The organism is Granulosicoccus antarcticus IMCC3135 (assembly GCF_002215215.1).
Classification (GTDB): Bacteria; Pseudomonadota; Gammaproteobacteria; order Granulosicoccales; family Granulosicoccaceae; genus Granulosicoccus; species Granulosicoccus antarcticus.
Window position 1 is genome coordinate 4,193,118 of sequence record NZ_CP018632.1, and the last position, 22,839, is coordinate 4,215,956.

A 22,839-nucleotide genomic window follows, 5' to 3' on the forward strand; every position below is an offset into this window, starting at 1 on the left:
GGAAGCCCCATGAGCAGGTATTTTTCCACCAAGAACAGAGCGCTGCATCTGGGTCCCTATCCGGTTGAGTTGCTGGCACGTTCTGATGTCGAGGTGAACCTTGCAACAGCCCCATCCGTGGAGCCGCTCAGCTATGAGCGTCCCCATGAACCGCATTCGATTGTCAACGCGATGCGCGAGCACCAGGCCATGCTGGATGCCATTCGCAGTGGTTTGACCAATAAGGCCATGGCCGATGCCCCGACAGACCCGCTAGAGCGCGCACAGCATCTCAAATCATTCGGCTATTTTTCCGATGCCGCCATCGTTGGCATATGCAAACTGCCCAAGACGGCATTACTACCAGCCCCCTGGTTGAACCCTGATGTCGCACAGCTTGCCGAGGATTTGAAATCAACCCAGACTAAAACGCTGGCCTCGGGCATCGATATGATCATGGCTGATCTTAAAGAGTCCATGGAGGCCGAGCTACCTAGCATAGACAATCACACTCATGTGCTGGTATTCCTCTACGAAAACCCCAGAGATGTCGAACCTGGCGAAGTGGGGACCGACTGGATAACGGATGCCCATGCTCATCGAGCCGGCTTGATGGCTGCTGAAACAGCGGTCGTGCTGGCCAACTACCTGCGCTTGCTGGGACATGATTCTCGCGCTCATACGGTCACCAGTAGCGATGTTGATCTGAATAAACTTGCCCTGCTGGCCGGACTTGCAACCGTAGAGGATGGCGTACTCAAGCATCCCTATATTGGAACCCGCTTTGGTTTGTCGGCGGTAACAACCAGTTTCGAGATGGCAACTGATCTGCCACTGCTGCCACGCTCACAACAACCGGCCTCAGCCTTTGGCATTGGCTGGAAGCTGGGCACGGGATCCTCCAGAAACGCATCAAACGCGGTGCCCTATGCCAAGCGGCGATTTGTTGATGGCGCCCACCCCTTCGAAAAACTGAAACGAGTCGAAAAGCCAACAACATTCATTGATGAATTACGGGTCGCCCGCGTTCCCAAACGAGGCGATATGTTTGCCCGCGCCCAGTTTGGCGACATGGGCAAGAAGCTTCAGGACAGCGCCACAGGTGGCTACTACGTACGCAAGGCAGCTCCCTCCATGGCTCAGAGGCGAGCCTTGGGTGCCTTTGTCTTGCTGCAGGATGGCATCCCGGCGGACAAAAAAGTATCTATTGATCCAGAATCAGCTGCCAATCTGGTCAAGGCAACCAGCTATTTTCTCGGTATTGATGCAGTGGGAATTTCTCGCTGCCCCGATTGGACCTGGTACAGCCATGATGCACGCGGTGATGTCATAGATCCTCCGCACGATCAGGCCATCAGCATGGTCATCGATCAGGGCTATGAGACGATGGAAGGCTCCTCAGGCGATGACTGGATTGCCGTCGCCCAGTCCATGCGGGCGTACCTGCGCTTCTCTCTGCTGGGTGGCGTCATCGCCAAACAGATCCGCAACCTGGGTTATTCCGCCAAGGCACACACGGTGATGGATGGTGAGGTGCTGCAACCACCACTGATGCTGCTATCGGGTTTGGGCGAAGTCAGCCGTATCGGCGAAGTCATTCTCAACCCCTATCTGGGTCCGCGTCTGAAATCCGGTGCCGTGACCACGGATCTGCCCATGAGCCACGATCTGCCCATCGATTTCGGATTGCAGACGTTTTGCGAAAGCTGCAACAAGTGCGCTCGCGAATGCCCTTCCGGAGCGATCACAGCAGGTCCGAAGCTGATGTTCAACGGTTATGAAATCTGGAAATCGGATAGCCAGAAATGCACCACCTATCGAATTACGACACCGGGCGGTGCAATGTGTGGACGCTGTATGAAAACCTGTCCATGGAACCTTGAAGGCATATTCAAGGAAAAACCATTTCGCTGGGCGGCCATGAATATTCCAAAGCTGGCCCCAGTGCTTGCAAAACTCGATGATGCCGTTGGCAATGGCAGCCTCAACCCTGTCAAGAAGTGGTGGTGGGATCTGGAGGTTGAAGACGATGGCGGCTATCGCCCCACCCAGAAACCCGTCAACTGCCGTGAATTGCAGAAAGATCTGCACTTGAAGTACGAGAACCAGACACTGGCAGTCTACCCTGCCCCTTTAGCCCCTCACCCCTATCCCTACCCTTTTCCGATGGATCGTGAGGCAGGCATTGAAGCCTACCAGGCCATGATCACTGCCGAGGAGTACAAGGCCCGATTGAGGCGCGGTGATGAATCAGCCGTTCACATCTATTCAGCCGATGGGCAAAGCCCCGTCATCCAGGTACAGATCAGCAAAGCACAGGTGACAGCCAAAGGCATCACCATTTATGAATTCGAGCCTGTCAGCGGCGGCGACCTGCCATCGTGGCAGGCAGGTGCGCATCTGGATATCGTGGTAGCACCCGAGTTTCTGCGCCAGTATTCGATGTCCGGCGACCCTGCCAATCGCGCCAGTTACCAGATTGGGGTCTTGTGCGAAGATGAAGGGCGTGGGGGCTCCAGGCTTTTGCACCGGATATTCAATGTCGGTCGAAAGCTGTTCATTTCACGCCCTGTCAATCACTTTGCTCTGGATCCACATGCCAGCAAGTGCATTCTGATGGGAGGCGGCATAGGTGTGACGCCGATGATCGCCATGGCACACGAATTACAGGCTCAGGGAAGAGATTTCGTATTGCATTATTCAGGGCGCTCGAAAGAGACGATGGGCTACCTGGAAGAAATTTCGACATTTTCCTGGGCTGACAAGGTCAGAACACATATCAGCAACGAAGGCACACGCCTGGATCTGAATAGCGTGATGTCCGAGTACCAGGCCGGATGGCATGTCTACACTTGCGGTGCACAACATTATATGAGCAGCGTACTGGAGGCGGCCCGAATTGCAGGCTTTCCAGAGGATGCCCAGCATCTCGAGTATTTCTCTGTTCCTGAGCTACCTGACTATGAAAATCACGAGTTCACCCTGAAACTGGTGAAATCAGGTAAGCAGCTCCAGGTGCCAGCGGACAAATCAGCAGCCGATGTGCTTAATGAGAACGGCATACCAATCAATGTCAAATGCAGCGACGGCATCTGTGGCGTCTGTCAATGTGGTCTGGTGTCCGGAGAGGTTGAACACCGCGATTTCGTATTATCAAAATCACAGCGGGAGCGTGGTCTTATCCTCTGTCAATCCAGAGCTGCCAAGGAGAATGGTGTCATCGAAATAGATTTGTGATCATGCCAACATCTCGCTTCGCCTGAAAAATGTCTCTTCGGGTGAGCTGTTATCGACACCCGTCGCTACGCCGCTTCCAGGCTGATACAACTTTTGACTTTTTGCACAAGCTTTGCAATCGAGAAGGGCTTGTGCAGAAAATTGACCCCTTCCTCCAGAATCCCCTGGTCAACGATAACATCGTCGGTATAACCAGAAATAAACAGAACGCTGATAGAGGGCTGCAAGACAACTACTTTTTCATAGAGCTCCCGACCATTCATCTCTGGCATGATCACATCTGTCAGTAAGAGATCAATCTTGCCATTTTCCGCCGCTAATCTCACCCCATCAGCGACATCCTGCGCCTCTAAAACCTTGTACCCATAGGCCTCCAGGCCCTCTCGCAAAATATTACGCACCATCGTTCCATCTTCAACCAGTAGAATGGTTTCCGTGCCTGGCTCCAGGTTGTCGCTCGGCAACGGTTTAGCGCTCATCGCCATAGACCGGTCAAGCTGATGCAGGTATAGCTTGAAACTACTTCCCACTCCCGGTTCGCTATAAACCCAGATGCTACCCTCGTGTTGTTTGACAATTCCAAATACGGTGGCCAAGCCCAACCCCGTGCCTTTGCCGTTTGCCTTTGTCGTGAAAAATGGCTCGAACAGATTTTCACGAATATCGCTATCCATTCCATGCCCGGTGTCACTGACCACCAGCATTGAGTAACTACCAGCTGGCTGTCTCTCACCATTTTGCTCGGTATAGGGTCTGTTCAGAACGACATTGGCGGTTCTTAGCGTGAGAGTGCCACCCGATGACATTGCATCTCTGGCATTGACAACCAAATTAAGCAATACCTGTTCGATTTGCCCTCTATCAGCACTCACCGGTGCCAGTCTGGTATCCAGAATAGTTTCAATCTTGATGTCCTCTCCTATCAGCCGTCGAATCATCGGTTCGTACTCTCTGACGACCGTGTTCAGATCCAGCACCTGAACCTCCAACACCTGCTTGCGACTAAAGGCCAGAATCTGTCGCGTCAGACCCGCCGCGCGATCTGCAGCCTCACCAATGCGTTTCAGATAGACATGAACCTTGTCATCGATGGCCAAGTGCATCATTCCCAATTCGGCATTGGCGGTAATAGGCACAAGAAGATTGTTGAAGTCATGCGCAACACTACCCGCCAGCCGCCCAATGGACTCCATGCGCTGGCTCTGCAACAGTTGAGATTCCATCGCCTTGCGCTCAGTAACATCTTTTACAAGAACCGATAATCCAGTACCAAATGGGTACGCCGAGACTTCAAAGTTACGATATTGACCTATGGCGGGGATGACAAACTCGGACTGGCCGGGTTTGCCGGACTTCATTATTTGCTGGTAGAAACCGATCAATGGGGCAGCCTCAGGTTCAGGAAACACCTCAAAAATCAGCTTCCCAATCACCTCCTCCGATTGGTGCCCGTATCGTTCCGCGGCCTTGTTCCAATAGGTGCATCGCAAGTCTTCGTCCATGGAAAAAAACACGTCGTCAATACTTTCTGCCAGATTGCGAAATTTCTGATCACTTAGTACCAGAGATTTGTTTCTGCGTTCAATCTCCGCAATGAGCTTGCCCCTGGGAGCCGTGATCAGCTCCCTGAGCATCATCGGTTGTCCGATGTATTCCACCAATTGCTTGCGGTATATCGCCAGGAAAAGCAACATCAAAGTGCCATAGCCAGCAGCCATAATAAAATTACCGGCAACGCCTCCTGCCACATCACTTACCCAGTGCGAGCTGAAGGGAATGAGTATCAGAGGAAAAATCAGGCCATCCAGACATAGAATCAGAATAAACGCTGCGATATAAAGAATGGAGACGAGCGTGATATTTCTTATTCTGGACTTGATTTTTTCAAACAGGAATATCAGTGAAACCAGTTCGGCAATTGTCAGCACTCCACCGACTGATGTCACGATCAGCGAGGCATTGAAAACACTGGCAGAGGTATCAAAGGGATTAAGAATGCCCGGATTGCGCAATACTGCCGAGACGGTCATCGACAACACAAATACAAACATATTCACGCTGATGACGGTCCGGATGATGCCACGTATGATCCCGACTTCTTTCTCTATGATGACAAACAGGACAGTCGTCATCATGAAAGCGCAATACAGCAGCGTCCCACCGGATATGGCGATATTTTGTGTAATAGGGAACGAATAGATAGCGCCAAAGTAATTGGCCAGAACCAACAACACACTCAAATAGCAAAAAAACGAGGTTGAGCGGATCCTTTTATTTTGCGTGGCAAAATAGAAAGGCATACAGGAAAGTAAAATTAGCTGTATCAAGAACGCGAAGAGCATTGTTATGCCAGTCTACTAGTTTGACCTTCTTCAAATCCAGCACTAGGGAACTCTACATAAATCTGATTACGTTAAGTTTCTTGTTGCTGAACATGCAAGATGGTGAGAGTGTGAAAGTTGCACTATATATCAGAATCCTTATTCTCTGGTTTCATGACACAAACAGCATACCAGCCTGAAATGCTTGCACACCTGAATTCAAGGTAATGCGCGCAATACCAACTGCGAGCGTGTCCTGATCACCCTGGTAATGTCATGCAATATCGAATGTCCTATTCCAAGTTCCTGTACATCTGCCAGCAGTTTTTCCATTGCAGGGATAATATCATTGGCAAGTGTTTTCAGCTCTCTGATGAGCAATTTTTGTGAGCCTCTGGTCTCGGGTACCAGCGATAACCAGTGATTGCGATGGATAGTGTCAGGAACATTTCTACCGCCAATACGCATGGCCATTTTTTGAGTCAATTGTGGATAGACGGCCGTGCAGACGACATCGTAAAGCGGTGCCAGCTCAGGTAAATCAGCGCTGGATGTGTGTAGCAGTGCGTAATTCTTCGCATGAGCATCAGCGTTACCAACCAGATAGTGGAAGATTTGCATTCGCAGAAAGGCCAGCCTGTCAGCAGCAGGCTGATTGACAACTCGCTGCAACAGATTCAACGATTTGTCGATGCCAGGCCCACCTTCATCTTCGTATTTAAGCTCTGGTGGAATGCTCAAGGCCTGGCAGAAATCTTCCTGATGCAAGCGTTGCACTGACTGGTCGCTTCGCAATAATCGATCAAAGCGTTTTACCAGAATGAAATGAGTGTCGCCTGTACTGGCAAACGCAACCTCTGGTGCTGGCAGACCAACCCGTGCTGCCAGTGTCATACAAAACACTTCATTCTGTGAGGTTCCTTCAAGCCCTTGAATGCCAGGTTTCAGGATATGCGTGGTGGGCTCGCCATTCTTGACCAGTGCAATTTGATCCCCAATCACTTTGACGGCAATCTTGTCCTGTGCACCCGCCAGTGATAGACGCACATCTCGACGACTACCCAGCAACGGGTTACCGCGTAACTCCTGCAACAGTTCTTCCAGTTGTTGTTGATCAAGAATTTCGTCGGGCAAATTCTGTGGCGGCATCTGTGCGCCTGCTGGAAACAGTGCCAAGGCGCCCGCACAGTCCCCACCGATGATTTCCAGCATGCCAAACGCATTGGTGTCGGATACCCCCAATGCGGCAGCGAGTCGTGTACGGGCTGATTCATCAGGCAACAGGCCGGAGAAATAGGGTTTGGCGACAGCATTAGGGTAAGGGTCGCGGCTCAACGGCATGGAGACAGAAATTGCCCTGGCAGCCTGCGAGGCAAGATAATCCTCGTCGTAGGTAAACGTCAGATTGGCAGTGCTATCCTGCTCAAGCAGACCCGCATTGACGGATCGCAGGTAGACATCCAGCTTGCGCATCACTTACTGTTCCCGCGTGTTGGCGTCAACAGAAATGCCGAGTGTCTGCAGCACCTCCAGCGTCCGGCCAAGCTGACAACTGCTTTTACCGTGCTCCAGTTCGCGCAAAAAACGCACACCGACCCCTGCCAGTGCGGCCAGGTCTGACTGCGTCACCTTCTGTCGCTTACGCTCCCTGCGAATGACTTCGCCGAGCATTTCAGCATTGAGTATTGTTGTCATATTTCATCCCTATCGGGATTATTATGGCATCTTTCAAGCCAAATGATAGAAAATAGTCCCTATAGGGATGTTTTCTTCGCAGAATCAAAAAATATAAATAATAAGTCCCGATCGGGACTTATTCCAAGTAAGAAATAAAGCAACCACATCACTACTGATTGCGCATTAATACAACATCTTGCTGCTTGCCAGAGCTGCATGAGAATCAGAACCTGACTCGCAGGTGATCATCTATCAACTCCTGCAACAGCGCACCTTCCACCGCTCATGCAACGACGGAAGTTTTTTCATTCAGACATCGCTTCTAAAGCAATCGTATGCGGTCGTATTTTTCGTAATCGACGGTGTGGATGATGGTGGTGTCCGGTTCAATGAAACAGACGTTGTAATTGCGTTCCAACGGTCCTGTGGCAAACCGGGCTTGCTCACCTTCCAGATAGGGCCACAGAGACTCGTGAATGGAGCGTGGAGCCGCTAGCGGCACACCCTGTACAGTACCGCTCAGGGTAAAGTGACAATGTCCGAAAAAGATGTGCCTGAGGGTTGAAGCATACCTGGCAATAAGCTGTTTGAACTGTGCCGTCTGAACCAGGCCTATGCTGTCCGAGCTGGTCACATGCACCGGAACCGGATTGTGATGCATGAACAACCATACGGGCTGCTTTTCAGCCGTAGCTCTATCCAGTACTCCTTGGAGCCATTCGAATCGTTGAGTGCAGTAGTGACCCGCATCGGTACCCGGCTGATGGGTATCCAGATAGACGAACCAGCCCAGTGGCGTTTCATCGACCGATTGCACAAAACCATTCTGATCGCAGGGGGTCTCTGGAAACACAGACAGAAATTGCGGCCGCGCATCATGATTACCGATAAGCAGCCTGGGCGCCCGCTCCCCGGTCAGCCCGAATTCCTCCAGCAATGCACGCAGCAGACGGTAGCTTTGCTCATCGCCTTGATCCACAAGATCGCCCGTGATGACATACCGGCAGGCATCATCATGAAATTTCGTGACATGTGTGAGTACGCAGCGCAGATGTTCTACGGGATTGGAACCCATCACAATCCCTGGTCCGATGTGTAGATCCGACAGGTGTACAACTTTCATCAGGCCATCTCGAATGGATTCATGTATTCAGATGATACTGCCTTCAGCCGAGTAATGAACTGTCGAACAACCGGCCCTTAACGGTAAAATGCCACAAGCTGATTGAGTTCGTTCGACATATGGCTCAAATCAAGTGCGCCTTGGCTGGCCTCTCCCACCTCATCGAGGGCACTCTTCGCCTCTTCAGCGACCTGGAAGATACTACTCGCAATCGTTGAACTCCCCATGGCCGCCTCCGCAACTATACGACTGATCTCACGCGTAGTCATGCTTTGCTGATCGATGGCAACGGCAATATTGGATTGAATCTCGCTGATCTGCCGAATGATTTCACTGATGTCGACAACGGCTGTCGCCGCCACCGCCGTATTGTCTTGAATCGAGGCAACACGTTTGCTCAACCTGCTGTTCCGACTCTTGATACTGACGATAGAGAGCATCTGCTTCAGAGGCAGTATCTCTCAGGGTTGCCAGAGCTTTGGCCAGCAAACCGATTTCGTCTCGTCTATCGGCATGCACAATTGGCTGGCTATAGCCGGTTGCCTGATGCGGGACCACCTTCTATATAGCTATTTGCCATGGCTATCCCGGCAGCATAATAATTTGGAAACGCCTTCAGAACCAATACGACTTGCCGACCAATTTCAGGCAAAACAGGATCGAGGTGATGATCATGAGTCTGAACTGCTGGATCAACGAGCGCCCGGCAACGCCCTTCCTTATAGGAACCACTGATTCATTTTGACAAGACTCGTGGTTATCAGAATCTTTACTCAAGATTGTTCCTCTCGCAATTTGCACCCTGACTTCTTGACTGGGTCGCCAGGGGCCCTCCGGGTTATCGGCTGGATGCACTAGTCCTGAGGTGCTCAAGTAATTTCAAGGCCATGAACCGGCACTGTGCCTCCTGCATTTCCTCGTGATCGTAGATTAATTTCATGCCCAGTCGAAGGCATACGGCACAGCACCCTGGCTGTGCAAACCCGCTCACAGCCGAACCATCGAGGTGCATTCATGATCGGGCTTGCACTCGAAAACAGGCAGATGATGCCAATGAGTGAGTGCATTGGATGACTGAATTGAGTGCAAAGAGTGGAATTTTCCGGATGGCATAAAAACCCGCATAACACCCTGTGTACAACGCAATTGCGATAGCTGCAAATGCGTGGTTCCAGGGGTTGATGGTCAACGCCTGTTCAACACATCATTCGGAGATTCGAGCATGCCAGCAGTGACACATCCAAAGCACCAGATCGGCGATTCCCTGGTCGATTACGAAGAAAAAGTATTTGAAGATGTTCAGGCAGAGCCCGGCGAAAAAGCACTGATCACCTTTCATACAGTGGCCTTTGAAGGATCCATCGGGCTTGTCAACCTGCTGCAGGGCAAGCGCCTGCTTCGCAAGGGGTTCGACACCTCCATCTTGCTCTACGGCCCCGGCGTCACACTCGGACTCATGCGTGGTTTTCCCAAGCTGGGGGATGAGGCATTTCCGGGACACCAGAATTACAGTGCTCAGTTGAAGGCATTCATGGATGAAGGCGGCAAGGTCTACGCTTGTCGATTTGCACTTCAGGCCCTCTATGGCCACGGTGAGGGTGCGTTGCAGGAAGGTATCACTCCCATCGCACCACAGGATGTGCTTGATATCGTCCTGCTGCACCGTCGTGATGGTGCATTCATTCTGGACACATGGACACTGTAGCTAGCAAGGAACTGGTAAGAGCTGCGGCAGCGCAGCTCTCTCCCGTTCTTGACAAGCCGGGCGGTACGCTGGCCAAAATGCTGGGCTGTGTGGATGATGCGGCCAGACAAGGTGTGGACATGATTGTCTTTCCTGAAACCTTTCTGCCCTACTACCCCTACTTCTCCTTCATTGAACCTGCGGTCAGTATTGGCAAGAAGCATCTGGCGCTGTATGAACAGTCAGTGGTGGTACCCGGGCCTGAGACAGAGGTACTGGCCCGGGCAGCTCGTCAACACGGCATGGTCGTAGTTGCCGGTATCAATGAGCGCGAACACGGGACCTTGTACAACACCCAGTTGGTGTTCGACGCTGATGGCACCCTGGTACTGAAACGTCGCAAGATCACACCCACCTATCACGAGCGCATGATCTGGGGACAAGGTGATGGTTCAGGACTCAAGGTCGTACCGACACAGGTGGGCCGCGTGGGTGCATTGGCGTGTTGGGAGCACTTCAATCCCCTGGCCCGTTTTGCACTGATGACGCAGCATGAGCAGATTCATGTCGCACAATTTCCAGGCTCCATGGTCGGTGAGATATTCGCCGACCAGATGGAGGTGGCCATACGTCAGCATGCGTTGGAAGCTGCCAGCTTTGTCATCAATTCGACCGGGTGGCTGACTGATGAGCAAAAATCGTTTATCGATCCCAGTGGCAATTTTCACAAGGCCTTATCAGGCGGTTCCTGCTCAGCCATCGTGTCGCCTGAAGGGGTGCATCTGGTGGAACCACTCAGACAGGGTGAAGGACTTGTCATCGCTGACATGGACCTGGCCCTGTGTACCAAACGAAAACGCATGATGGACTCTGTTGGCCACTATGCACGCCCCGAACTACTCAGTCTTCTGATTGACGATTCCCCCAAGAACTTGTCGCACGCAAGCTCACAACACTCAGACAGGAACGCACACGATGACTCAAGACGCGATCACAATGAACCCGCAGACTCTGATCAACGAACTGCAGTCTTACGGGTTACGCCTGGTTGATCCAAACGCGGGGGCACCCAGCCGTCGGGGTGGTGCCGGCCCTTCTGATCACAAGGGTCTGATCATCAATGGGGTGACGATCATGGCCCCCGTGCACACTGCCAGTGCTTATGCCTCGCCCTATTTGGCGCTTGCACCTGATGAGGCCGGAAACAGCATCGTCCAACGTGAGGGATGCACGGTTGGCACTCTCAGTTTCCCGGCACAGCCCAGGTTCTATGACCTGCAAACCGCTGACGGCATTCCCTACCAGCAGATAGCCTTATTACACGGCACCGATGTATTGGCAACCACGGTATTGCAGACTTGCATTCGCTATGAGAGCCGACGTAAAACCTGTCGTTTCTGCTCTATCGGACAATCATTGGCCGCAGGCAGAACGCTGGCACACAAGTCACCAGCGCAATTGGCAGAGGTGGCCAAAGCTGCCGTCGAACTGGACGGTGTCAAGCATATGGTCATGACCACCGGTACACCCAACCGCACGGACAGGGGCGCAGCGGTGTTGCTCGAATCGGTCATAGCGGTGAAGGCCGCCGTTGATCTGCCCATACAGGTGCAGTGTGAGCCGCCCGATGACGATATCTGGTTTCAGAGATTACACGATGCCGGTGTTGACTCCCTGGGTATGCATATGGAAGCGGTCTCGCCTTCTGTACGTGAATCCATCATGCCAGGCAAGGCAGAAGTCCCAATCGAGCGCTACCTTGAGGCGTTCAGGGCGGCGGTGCCGGTGTTTGGGTACGGCCAGGTGTCAAGCTACATCCTGGCAGGGCTCGGCGACACGGCGAGCGAGATTCTCGACATGTGTCGAACACTGATCGACATTGGCGTCTATCCCTTCGTTGTGCCATTCGTGCCTATCGCAGGCACGCCACTGGAGGACCACCCGGCTCCGCTACCGGCTTTCATGCACGAAGTGCTGGAACCGTTGGGCCGCATGCTGAGCCAGGCTGGCATGAGCCGGGAGTCCGTCAAGGCAGGCTGTGCTCGTTGTGGTGCCTGCTCCAGTCTTTCCACCTACGAAAAGCAGGTCCCACAGCTCACCGAGGTGCTCAACTGATGTACGAACCCTTCAAACCCTTTGTCTCTCCCACGCATCGAGTCTGCATCGCCTCGCAAAACTGGCAACGAGCCGCTGCCGCCCAGCTTCGCCGGGATGTCTTTTGCACAGAACAAGGCATTTTCACGGACGATGACAGAGATGAGACAGATCAGCTGGCGACACCTATCGTAGCGCTCTCCCGATTGCTCGGCGATGATGATCATGTCATTGGTACAGTTCGGATTCACCCGGCAGCATCTGCGACAGAATGGTGGGGTTCACGACTTGCAGTATCATCAGCCTATCGGCGTCAGGCAGGACTTGGCACCTCCCTGATCAGGTTGGCTGTATCCACGGCACATGCAAGGGGCTGCACCCGATTTCTGGCCCATGTGCAGGCGGGCAATGTCTTGTTGTTCCAGCGGCTGCACTGGCACTCATTGGGTGAGATTGAGCAATACGGCAAAGCCCATCATCTGATGGAAGCCGATCTTGCGCACTACCCACCGGTGCATGATGAGATGCTGAGCACCGAGCAACGTACGGCGGCGGTTGCATGAATGAGCAACAAACTACGTTGAGGCTATTGGCTCAACGCCTGGCCGACAGCGCAGGATTGCGGGGCAAAGAGGATATTCAACCGGTTGTCAGGGCATTGGGCATCGGTGATGGTGATGCCATTCGTGTGGGTGATGATACCGCCGCCATCAAAGTGGATGGCGGCTGGAACTTGCTGGCTTGCGAAGCGATGTTGCCTGCATTCATCGAGCAAATGCCCTGGTTTGCAGGCTTTTCGTCTTTGTGGGTCAATGTCTCAGACATACAGGCCATGGGCGGTCGGGCCACAGCCGTCGTTGACGCCCTCTGGGCTCAGGATGCGGGTCAGGCAACCCTTGTCCTCGATGGCTTACGGGCTGCCTCTGCATTGACCGGGGTGCCCGTTGTCGGTGGACATGCCAACCTGCAGTCGCCTCATCTGGCGCTATCGGTGTCGGTACTCGGATTTGCCAAGCAACTATTGACAAGCTTCGATGCACAAGCTGGCGATCAGCTGGTTGCGGCCATCGACCTGCGTGGCAAACAACACGCACCCTGGCCATTCTGGGATGCCGCCAGTGATGCACCGATGGAACGCATACGAGCGGATCTTGAGCTGATGCCCACCTTGGCAGAGAGCGGTCTTTGTGTAGCGGCAAAGGACATCAGTCAGGGAGGCATCATTGGTACCTGTGCGTTGTTTGCAGAAAGTTCCAGAGTAGGCATGACGCTGGATATTGATGCGATACAAAAGCCTGCAAATTACCCATTGGAACAGTGGTTGTGCACCTTTCCCAGCTTCGGCTACCTGATGGCGGTGCCGCCCAAAAATGTTGACGCGCTCAAAGATCATTTCATTGCCCGGGGAATATCCGCGCAGGCTATTGGCAGCATTGATAACACGCAGACACTGGCCATACGCCAGGCAGCTCAGCGGGAAGTGGTGCGTGATCTGAGCCGTCACCCACTGACTGGTTGCGCATCCTCTGCAAGGCAAACGTTGAGCGCCTGAGACTGTGTGCTGCACGAAATGATATCCACTGTATTCCACGACAATTTCACACAAAGAGCTACTTGACATGCCAGAAACTCATATGGAAATTCGCTGGCCGGACCAGAGTACCGAATCCTGCTACTCCCCCTCGACAGTCATAGGCGAGTACCTGCAGGCGGGCAAGGACTATCCACTCGCAGAATTTGTCGAACGGTGCGATCAGGCATTGAACGAAGCCAGCGAACGGGTACGCAAGAAATATGGTTACGCCTGTAGTGCCGCCAGCGACCAGAACGAACATATCAAACGCCAGGCAGCTAAACAGCCTGCCGGCCAGGTCAACGTCTTGAGAATTCATTCATGAAAACACACTACATACCCGTCGTCATCGTGGGTGGCAGTCAAGCGGGCCTGGCAGCCAGCTATTGTCTGCAGCAACGCGGTATCGAGCATATTGTCTTTGAACGCAATACGGTTGCAAATGCATGGCGCGACATGCGCTGGAATACGTTCTGCCTGGTGACACCCAATTGGCAATGTACGCTGCCAGGGTTTTCCTACACCGAAGAATACGGTGGCAGCGACCCGGACGGATTCATGCTGCGCGATGAAATCATCAGTTACATCGAAGCCTATCGAGCCTATTTCAACCCGCCATTACATGAACACACCCCTGTACACAGTGTCACCTCACATGAAGCGGGATTCGAAGTGCTGGCCGGCGATCAACGCTATCTGGCCGCGGATGTCATCGTCGCAACCGGTGCATACCATCTGCCTAAACTGCCCGGCTTATCGGCAGATTTGCCTACCCATGTGCTTCAGCTACATTCTTCCACCTACAAGGATCCGGCACAGTTACCGCCAGGCGATGTGCTGGTTGTCGGCAGCGGTCAGTCCGGATGCCAGATTGCCGAGGATCTGCACCTGGCTGGACGTCGGGTTCACCTCGCTCTGGGTAGTGCACCACGCGCTCCCCGACGTCATCGAGGGCGAGATGTGACAGCCTGGCTGGTTGATATGGGCCATTACGACATTACCGTGGATGATCACCCACAGGGCGAGGCGGTAAGGCACAAAACCAACCACTACATGACGGGGCGAGATGGAGGGCGTGACATCGATCTGCGCCGCTTTGCACTGGAAGGCATGCAGTTGCATGGACGCCTGCAGGCGGTGACTGAAGACCAGATAGAATTTGACGACACAATGCTGGCGAACCTGGATGCTGCAGATGCTTCTGCCGAGCGAATAAAACAGGAAATCGACAAGTGGATCGCCGCAAACGATATCCATGCACCCGATGCCGAGCCGTGGTTTGCCTGTCATCAGCCTGAGGGGGGTAACAGTTGTATCTCTCTGGGTTTTGATGAACCACAGAATCTGGCGGCCGTTATCTGGGCAACAGGCTTCACCAGTGATTACCCCTGGCTGGAGGTAGCAGCCTTCGACGAGAAGCAGCAAATTGATCACTGGCGCGGTGGTTCTCGACAGGTGGACGGACTATGGGTGCTGGGTCTGCCGTGGATGGTGACGTGGGGCTCTGGTCGATTCTCTGGTGTCGGTCGTGATGCCCAGTACGTGGCCACGCGCATCAGCGAGCGCAATCATCAACCCCAAGCCTCATCATTGTGACCCAGGTCTTGACTTCACAAGCCAGGAAAACTGATATGACGTGCAAGCACACCTGGACGCTTTATGGTGTCAACACCTTATTGAAAAAGGTTGACGCCATACCTTGACGCAAATAATTGAATGGCTTCCGCAACTCGATGAACAGCGCCCGTTTTATCTGGCGTTAGCAGACAGTATTGCCAGGGATTTGAGTACAGGACGCCTGAATTCAGGTGATCGCCTGCCCAGCCAGCGTTCCCTGGCCGAGCAACTCGACATGAATTTTTCCACCGTTGCTCGTGGCTACCGAGAAGCCCAGTCTCGTGGATTGATCAAGACGCGCGTCGGCTCAGGTACCGAGGTGATCGGTCTGGCAGACTCTCAAAGTGCCCGGGCACAGCGAAGAGATCTATCGGACCGATCTATGAACCAGGCTCCGGAAACTGAAAACCCGGTGTTGCAGATGCGCATGATGCAGATCTGGAACGATGTGGGTGAAGAGCTCAGGGCTCTGATGCGCTACCAGTCTTCAACCGGGTCAACAGAGGACAAGGCTGCAGCCCTGCGCTGGGTTGCCAGACGCGGTATCGAAGCCAAATCGGACCAAGTGCTGGTAACACCCGGTACCCATGCCGCCATGCTGGCGATACTGCGAGCCAACACGCAACCTGGTGATACGGTCTGTTGCGAGAACATTACCTACCCCGGTATTCGGGGCCTGTGTAATCTGCTGCAGCTGAAGCTGCGAGGGCTCAGTGATGACAAGGAAGGCCCAAGCCCCACGGAATTGAGCGACTGGGTGGCCAAAGAGAACGTTCGTGTGTTCTATACCAACCCCGATGTCCGCAATCCGACCACACAAACCATTAGCCCTCGCAGGCGTGCAGAGCTTGTTGATGTATGCCGACAAAATCGTATCGTCATTATCGAGGATGATGCTTACGGCTTTTTGATGAATGATGCGCCCTCCACCCTGGCTATGCTGGCACCCGAACTGGTCTATTACGTGGCCGGATTGTCCAAGTGTCTGGGTGCGGGTCTACGTGTCGCCTACCTCATTGTCCCGCCCGATACGGCAACGTCCAGCATTGATACGCATTTGAAATCAAGCAACGTCATGGTCTCGCCTTTAACCACGCGCCTGGCCACACGCTGGATCGAAACCGGTGTCAGTGATGAGATACTGCACCAGATTCGTAGCGAGTCGATACAACGCCAGCTACTAGCCCGGCAGATCCTGCCAGCAGGCAGTTTTGATGCACATCCTGAGGGATTTCATTGCTGGGTAAGAGCCCCTCGCGAATGGACAAGGCATCGGATCGTGGACTGGATGCGAGGCCATGCCCTGGGGGCCGTGGTCAGTGATGTTTTCGTCATGCACGGCCAGGCGCCGGAGGCATTCAGGCTATGCCTTGGTGGTGCCGCCTCACGGCATCAGACTCGCAGCGCTCTGACATTTCTGCGTGATGCCTACGACACCCCACCTTCATGAGTTGCCAGAATCCATGCAAAGACGACGCTCACCCCGGCCCTTCTCGTCCAGGCTCTTCGGCTCGCAGTTGAAACACATCCGGATCAGCAAACTCTGCGATCAGCCACTCGGTCAACGCCTGCGAGGCCCAGCTGCGCATGTGATTTGCAGGCTCGTATAACGCGTAGCACTCTGACATATCCACGCTCGTTTTAAAGGGTCTGACCAGCCGTCCATCAGCCAGCGCCTCACCCACCAGTCCATCGTGAGCCATGGCAAGCCCTTCGCCTGCCAGTGCGGCCCCGATCGAGATCGCAAATGTGGAGCTCATGTGTACCTTGAGAGGCAAGACGGGCTCACGCGAGCCTTCATGCGCAAGTAACCAGCTCTGCCAACTGGACAGAACTCCGACGCAATCAAACAACGGCAACTCATGCCACGGCTCGCCGTTCTGGATACGCTCTGCAAGCGCGGCCGTGCAAACCGGAAAGGCTCGCTCCTGAGTCAGTCGCAATCCATCCTGACCAAAACCCTCGGGCCGTGTGAAACGTATTTCAACATCAGCCATCTGTGCGGTTTTCTCAGGATCCCACACCGGTGTGACGATATTCAGGCGAAGCTTGGGATGGGCCGAGGCAAGAGCGCCCAGCCTGGGTGTCAGTCGCAGTACGGCAAATCCCATACTGCATTGAAGCGTGACTGCACGCGTGCGCTGGGCGTCCCCGCCTCGTCCCACAAACGGCTGAGCGCCTGCGGCAAGCACGTTGAAGGCCTCGCGAACAGCAGGCAGGTAATTCGCACCATCCTCGGTCAGCGACAAGGCTCGGGTATGTCGTACAAACATGGGCTTGCCAAGGAAGCTCTCAAGACTACGTACGTGCTGTGATATAGCCGATTGTGTCAGATGCAGCTCAGTGGCCGCAGCGGTAAATGACAAATGCCGGGCAGCCGCTTCGAATGCGCGTAACCAGGTCAATGGTGGCAATGCGGGCGTGGACATGGAGCGATCTTCTTAGGCATACGGATGACATTAATAATACTTATGTATCGCCCTCAAATCTATCGCTTGTCCCTCACAAGAGGCAAAGCTAGTCTCCTCATGAATTAGCCAACACGAGAAAACTTGTGACCATGGGAATTGCCAGCATCCAATCAGCCGCTTTGAACTACCCGGTAGAACGGGTTGATATGGCCATAGCATTTCGTTCAGCCGCAAGACTGAACCTGCATGAAGCGGTCGCCAATCATTTCTCCCTGGCTGTCAATGACAGCGGCAGCCAATTTTTGATGAATCCCAATCAACGGCATTTCTCGACCTTGTCGGCCTCGGACCTGTTACTGCTAGACGCCAATGATCCACAGGTCATGGATCGTCCGGACGCACCTGATCCAACGGCCTGGGGCTTGCATGCCATGGTCCACTCGCTGGTGCCACATGCTCGCTGCATCATGCACGCCCACCCCATTTTCTCCACGGTACTGGCCAGCCTGGCCGACTCGCGTTTGCCTGCTATCGATCAGAATACAGCCACCTTCTTCGAGCGTGTCGTAATTGATGAAGAATTTGGTGGCCTTGCCTTTGAAGCAGAGGGGCGCCGCATAGCCGCTCAATTAGACGATCCTGAAAAACGCGTGATGGTCATGGGCAACCACGGGGTTCTGGTCATCGGCGCCACCGTCGCTGAAACATTCAATCGTCTCTACTACTTTGAACGCGCTGCCGAAACCTATATTCGTGCCTTGCAGACGGGTCTGCCGCTGCGAGTAATACCCGATGATATCGCTGCCAGAACGGCCGCAGAAATTGCCGATTACCCCGGCCAGGCTGAATTGCACCTTGCAGGCATGCGCGCGGTGCTCGACAGCCAAGGCGATGATTACGCTCGATAACAACTTGATAGAAGATAAAGAGAACAGACCATGTTAGATGACAACCTTGCACCCTCCGAAATTCCCACCGTCACACTCGCCGAGAAGGGTCTGCACATCCCCCTTTCTTCGGGTAGTTGCTATTTCAATTATTACTGGCTGCGTGATGCCGATCCCACCAACATTGATCCGGCCACCCGAGAGCGTATTTTCGATATAACCGAGATTGAAGGTGGACCGGTCGCCAGTTCGGCATTTCTGGAGGAACAGACCTTACTCATAAACTGGGTTGGCGAAAGCCATGTATCCAGAATACCCTTGACGATGCTCGATCAATTCATGGTATCGGGACGTAACCCTGACCCGGCGATGATCCCGCGACGACTCTGGAAAGCGGGAGCCTATGATACATTCGCCCGATTTGAGCAGAGCGACATCGAGGCGTCGGATTCGGTTCGTCAGAGCTTTGCACGCGCATTGATTGAAGATGGCGTTGCGCTAGTCACAAAGATGGAAGACAGCAATGAGGCCCTCACCCGGCTGGCAAACCAGCTGGGTCAAGTGACCCCGACAGCCGATGGTCACTATTTCGACGTCAGGCTTGAAATTGCCCCCACCAACCTTGCTTATACTGCCCGCGCCCTGGAATTTCACACCGACCTTCCCTCAGAAGACGCAGCACCTGGCGTACAGTTTCTACATTGTCGAAGCAATACGGTTTCGGGTGGTTATAGCCTGTTTCTCGATGGCGCCGCAGCCGCAGAAGCTTTTCGTGAAAGTGACCCTGCAGGCTTCGAACTGCTAGCCAGCCATGACATCCCTTTCTTCCGTCGCAATGTCGACTGGGACTACCGGGCCCATCAACGAGTGATCGAGCTGGATCGAGACGATCAAGTGTCGGGACTCACCATATCCCAGCATCTGCAAGACACCATGGACCTGACACAGGACGTGCTTGATGACTACTACCCGGCTTTCTGCCGCTTCTTGTCGCTGTTGAAAGAAGATCGTTTCGTAAACCGTTTCCGGCTCGAAGGTGGCAGTTGCATCGTATTTGACAATCATCGCGTTGTACATGGACGCGAGGCTTTTGAGGCCAACAGCGGATCACGTCACTTGCGAGGCTGCTATGTTGATCGCGGCGCATTGCGCAGTACTTACCGCACATTGGTAAAACGTAGCGTTTGATAAATACGCCCGGTAGACGTTGATTGACAGTTGTTTGTCTGGTCAACGCTCTACTGGCGAAAGCGCTCTACCTGAACGCCTGAGCTTGCACAACGATAATCAAAGGCACAAAAAAACCCGGGCAAACCTCAACCCGGGTTGATAGTACGAAGCCTGTTGTTATTCAACAGGCCTGGTGTTCGAAAATTACCGAACTTCCTCTTGTGCAGCCCGACTTCTTTCCAGATCTGCCATGGCAGCTCGGCTTGTCGCCTCGCCAGCATCGGTTCGGAAAACTTTCTTGTCTTCTACTTCAACATCATGATTGGCATCCATCAGAACACGATAGATAACCGCACCGATAACCGCACCGATAATAGGTGCTGCCCAGAACAGCCATAGCTGTTGCATAGGCAATGTGACGCCTTCGCCGAATACGTTGGCAATCAAAGCCTGTGCCGGTGAGCGAGCAGGATTAACACTGGTGTTGGTGACAGGGATACTGATGAAGTGAATCAGAGCCAAAGACAAACCAATGGTCAGGCCGCCCATTGCCGCTGAGGCACGCTTGGAAGTTGCACCCATGATCACGATCAGGAACACAGCGGTCATGATGACTTCGGTAAGAAACGCTGCCTGCATGCTGTAGCCGCCAGGAGAGCCGTCAACACCAAAACCATTGGTTGCGAATGTGCCTGCGCCCGGGGTAATGGCAAAACCTGCCTGACCCGACGCTATATAATAGATGGCAGCGCCACCCAGTGTGCCGCCAATAACCTGAGCGATGATGTAGCCCGGTGCTTTTGCGATTGAAAAACGACCGCCAGCTACCAGACCGAGTGTCACGGCTGGGTTGAAATGACCACCAGACACATGACCTACAGCATAGGCGCCAGTAACAACTGTCAGACCAAATGCAAGACCGACACCCATAAATCCAAGTCCAAGGTTGACGGTCGAATCGCCGGCCATGAACATCGCCGCAAGAATCGCAGAACCGCAACCACCCAGAACCAGCCAGAACGTGCCGAACACTTCTGCTGCCAATGCTTTTCCGTACATACACTAACTCCTTTCTAATTTGTCAGATTATTAACTATTTCCATCGGGCGTAATGCAAGTCTGTCATTACAAGAAGAAATCCACTAGCACTCGCCACGAGGGGCACCAAGTGTAAATAATTCAAAAACGGTTTGCATGAAAACAACAGCATTATTCAGCCTGAAACGGGCTGAATATATAGCTGTTAACAAAGCGACTCTTTTAAGGATGTTTTGTCAACGTGCGTAAATCATGTTACATCGCCAACTATCTTTCCGATTTTACTGATAGAGAAACACGTCTGTAACAACACTGAGCGACCCATTGCGATTACCAAAACCTTGCGAACGTCAGAAACCGATCGACTCTCTATGGCATGATATTACGATCGTTCACAATATCCCTCTAGCCATCTAGCAGGAAATCCTTATGCAGTTTCCATCTCCCCCGCCGTACGTCTCTCAGCGCTCAGCCACCATGGCTGACAATATGGTTGTGGCATCACAACCACTTGCCGGTCAGGCTGGCTTGTCCATGCTGGCCCAAGGGGGCAATGCAGTTGATGCGGCGATTACAGCAGCTATAACATTGACTCAGGTTGAACCCACCGGCAACGGTCTCGGATCCGATGCCTTTGCCATCGTCTGGGATGGAAAACAGCTGCATGGTCTCAATGCATCCGGCCGCTCACCTCAATCATGGAAACCTGATCGCTTTGCGGCAACAGGCTCCATACCCGATCGGGGCTGGGAGACGGTCACCGTGCCTGGCGCGGTGGCGGGATGGGTTGAATTACATAAAAAACTGGGCAAGCTGCCGTTCCAGAAGCTTTTTGAACCCGCCATCAGCTATGCGCAAGAGGGTTTTATCGTATCCCCCATTATCGGCAAGATGTGGGGCATCGCTGCAACCGTGTTGAAAGACCAGCCAGGCTTTGCAGAACACTTCCTCCCCCAGGGCAAGGCGCCCAAGGCAGGCGAAAGATTCGTCAACAAGGCTGCCGCTGCCACACTCACATCCATCGCAGAAACCCGGGGAGAGTCGTTCTATCGGGGTCATCTGGCAGAACAGATCGCAGCCCATGCGGCCAAACACTCAGCTGCGCTAAGCGTGGCGGACATGGCGGCCAATACACCCGATTGGTGTGGAACCGTCTCCCAGCAATTCGACAAATTCTCATTACATGAAATTCCTCCTAACGGACAAGGTATTGCCGCCTGCATGGCGCTGGGTATGTTGTCGCACACCCACATCAGAGATTTCGGGCCCGATGACCCGCAGGCGCTGCACCTGATGTTCGAAGCCATGAAACTGGCCTTCATGGATTCTGCCGCCTATGTGGCCGACCCCGCCTATATGCACAAGGTTGCCGCCGAACACCTGCTGGATCCAGATTACCTGGCCGAACGTGCCCGCCTGATTGACCCGAACAAGGCGCAGAACTTCCACAGCGGATCACCGAAACAAGGTGGCACGGTTTGCCTCTCAGCGGCAGACTCCAACGGCATGATGGTCTCCTTCATCCAATCCAACTATGACGGCTTCGGCTCTGGAGTCGTGGTGCCCGGAACCGGTATCCACCTGCAGAATCGTGGATGTGGCTTTACGCTTGAAGAGGGCCATCCGAATCAATTAGGTGGAGGCAAACGCCCTTTTCATACCATCATTCCAGGCTTTCTCATGGCCGGTCATGACCCGCTCATGGCCTTTGGCGTCATGGGGGGCATGATGCAGGCGCAGGGCCATGTGCAGATGGCCTTGCGCACCCAGCTGTGGGGCCAAGATGTGCAAACAGCCGCAGATGCTCCCCGGTGGCGCGTAACGGATGAGCTGGGCGTGTCCTGTGAGGAATCAATGAACCCAGCAACATTGCAGACGCTGAGCGAGCTAGGCCATGACATCGTAGTGACCAAACCGGATCTGGCTTTCGGCTTTGGCGGTGCGCAATTGATACAAAGACTTGACTCCGGGGGTTATGCCGGTGGCTCAGATCCTCGCAAGGATGGCGGGAGTTACGGGTTCTAGAAA

The 22,839-nt window shown here is 53.6% G+C and carries 19 protein-coding genes; 12 read left to right on the forward strand and 7 right to left on the reverse strand.

The features are described from left to right. Window positions 1-9 precede the first annotated feature (9 nt). On the forward strand, window positions 10-3,216 hold the full coding sequence (locus IMCC3135_RS18175) for a 2Fe-2S iron-sulfur cluster-binding protein (protein ID WP_088918895.1): 3,207 nt from the start codon (window positions 10-12) through the stop codon (window positions 3,214-3,216). A gap of 65 nt (window positions 3,217-3,281) precedes the next feature. On the opposite strand, the gene IMCC3135_RS18180 is transcribed toward IMCC3135_RS18175, so the two are convergent. The 5 genes from IMCC3135_RS18180 to IMCC3135_RS18200 all read right to left on the reverse strand — a co-directional run bounded on the left by IMCC3135_RS18180 (window position 3,282) and on the right by IMCC3135_RS18200 (window position 8,738). After that, a complete protein-coding gene (locus IMCC3135_RS18180) occupies window positions 3,282-5,558 on the reverse strand; it encodes a hybrid sensor histidine kinase/response regulator (RefSeq protein ID WP_088918896.1) in 2,277 nt (758 codons plus the stop codon). A 198-nt stretch (window positions 5,559-5,756) separates the two neighbouring features. Continuing rightward, window positions 5,757-7,010, reverse strand: coding sequence for a type II toxin-antitoxin system HipA family toxin (locus tag IMCC3135_RS18185; protein ID WP_236994830.1), 1,254 nt, complete (start codon window positions 7,008-7,010; stop codon window positions 5,757-5,759). 3 nt (window positions 7,011-7,013) lie between these two features. Next, entirely contained in the window at window positions 7,014-7,232 is a 219-nt protein-coding gene (locus IMCC3135_RS18190) for a helix-turn-helix domain-containing protein (RefSeq protein ID WP_088918898.1), read from the reverse strand. A 304-nt stretch (window positions 7,233-7,536) separates the two neighbouring features. Then, window positions 7,537-8,337 (reverse strand): metallophosphoesterase, encoded by an 801-nt coding sequence (locus IMCC3135_RS18195; RefSeq protein WP_088918899.1) that lies wholly within the window; start codon window positions 8,335-8,337, stop codon window positions 7,537-7,539. A gap of 77 nt (window positions 8,338-8,414) precedes the next feature. Beyond that, entirely contained in the window at window positions 8,415-8,738 is a 324-nt protein-coding gene (locus IMCC3135_RS18200) for a hypothetical protein (RefSeq protein WP_088918900.1), read from the reverse strand. 821 nt (window positions 8,739-9,559) lie between these two features. Here IMCC3135_RS18200 and IMCC3135_RS18210 point away from each other — a divergent pair. From IMCC3135_RS18210 to IMCC3135_RS18245, 8 genes are all read left to right on the forward strand, one after another. Then, complete coding sequence (locus tag IMCC3135_RS18210; protein ID WP_088921923.1) at window positions 9,560-10,042, forward strand: MSMEG_0572/Sll0783 family nitrogen starvation response protein; 483 nt, start codon at window positions 9,560-9,562, stop codon at window positions 10,040-10,042. After that, window positions 10,030-11,073, forward strand: a complete 1,044-nt coding sequence (locus IMCC3135_RS18215; RefSeq protein ID WP_088918902.1) for a Nit6803 family nitrilase — start codon at window positions 10,030-10,032, stop codon at window positions 11,071-11,073. The genes IMCC3135_RS18210 and IMCC3135_RS18215 overlap by 13 nt, the downstream gene beginning before the upstream one ends. Then, window positions 11,018-12,136: an MSMEG_0568 family radical SAM protein gene (locus IMCC3135_RS18220; RefSeq protein WP_088918903.1), complete on the forward strand. Its 1,119-nt coding sequence runs from the start codon at window positions 11,018-11,020 to the stop codon at window positions 12,134-12,136. Before IMCC3135_RS18215 ends, IMCC3135_RS18220 begins: the two co-directional genes overlap by 56 nt. After that, window positions 12,136-12,678, forward strand: coding sequence for an MSMEG_0567/Sll0786 family nitrogen starvation N-acetyltransferase (locus IMCC3135_RS18225; protein ID WP_205737597.1), 543 nt, complete (start codon window positions 12,136-12,138; stop codon window positions 12,676-12,678). The genes IMCC3135_RS18220 and IMCC3135_RS18225 overlap by 1 nt, the downstream gene beginning before the upstream one ends. Beyond that, window positions 12,675-13,667: a sll0787 family AIR synthase-like protein gene (locus IMCC3135_RS18230; RefSeq protein ID WP_088918904.1), complete on the forward strand. Its 993-nt coding sequence runs from the start codon at window positions 12,675-12,677 to the stop codon at window positions 13,665-13,667. The genes IMCC3135_RS18225 and IMCC3135_RS18230 overlap by 4 nt, the downstream gene beginning before the upstream one ends. Before the next feature lie 67 nt (window positions 13,668-13,734). Beyond that, the gene (locus IMCC3135_RS18235) at window positions 13,735-14,013 is read left to right on the forward strand and encodes an MSMEG_0570 family nitrogen starvation response protein (protein ID WP_088918905.1); all 279 of its coding nucleotides are present in this window, start codon (window positions 13,735-13,737) and stop codon (window positions 14,011-14,013) included. Further along, window positions 14,010-15,284, forward strand: coding sequence for an MSMEG_0569 family flavin-dependent oxidoreductase (locus IMCC3135_RS18240; protein WP_088918906.1), 1,275 nt, complete (start codon window positions 14,010-14,012; stop codon window positions 15,282-15,284). The genes IMCC3135_RS18235 and IMCC3135_RS18240 overlap by 4 nt, the downstream gene beginning before the upstream one ends. A 103-nt stretch (window positions 15,285-15,387) precedes the next feature. Next, window positions 15,388-16,755 (forward strand): aminotransferase-like domain-containing protein, encoded by a 1,368-nt coding sequence (locus IMCC3135_RS18245; protein WP_088918907.1) that lies wholly within the window; start codon window positions 15,388-15,390, stop codon window positions 16,753-16,755. Window positions 16,756-16,783: 28 nt separating this feature from the next. Here IMCC3135_RS18245 and IMCC3135_RS18250 read toward each other — a convergent pair whose 3' ends face one another. Continuing rightward, window positions 16,784-17,734, reverse strand: a complete 951-nt coding sequence (locus tag IMCC3135_RS18250) for a LysR family transcriptional regulator (protein ID WP_088918908.1) — start codon at window positions 17,732-17,734, stop codon at window positions 16,784-16,786. A 131-nt stretch (window positions 17,735-17,865) separates the two neighbouring features. Between IMCC3135_RS18250 and IMCC3135_RS18255 the strand changes: the two genes are divergently transcribed. Then, window positions 17,866-18,624, forward strand: coding sequence for a class II aldolase/adducin family protein (locus IMCC3135_RS18255; protein ID WP_088918909.1), 759 nt, complete (start codon window positions 17,866-17,868; stop codon window positions 18,622-18,624). 30 nt (window positions 18,625-18,654) lie between these two features. Further along, window positions 18,655-19,791, forward strand: a complete 1,137-nt coding sequence (locus IMCC3135_RS18260) for a TauD/TfdA family dioxygenase (RefSeq protein ID WP_088918910.1) — start codon at window positions 18,655-18,657, stop codon at window positions 19,789-19,791. A 186-nt stretch (window positions 19,792-19,977) separates the two neighbouring features. Here the strand turns inward: IMCC3135_RS18260 and aqpZ are convergent, their stop codons facing one another. Further along, window positions 19,978-20,832, reverse strand: a complete 855-nt coding sequence (gene aqpZ, locus IMCC3135_RS18265) for an aquaporin Z (protein ID WP_088918911.1) — start codon at window positions 20,830-20,832, stop codon at window positions 19,978-19,980. 408 nt (window positions 20,833-21,240) lie between these two features. Here aqpZ and IMCC3135_RS18270 point away from each other — a divergent pair, with 408 nt between their 5' ends. Further along, window positions 21,241-22,836, forward strand: coding sequence for a gamma-glutamyltransferase family protein (locus IMCC3135_RS18270; RefSeq protein ID WP_088918912.1), 1,596 nt, complete (start codon window positions 21,241-21,243; stop codon window positions 22,834-22,836). Window positions 22,837-22,839: the final 3 nt, after the last annotated feature.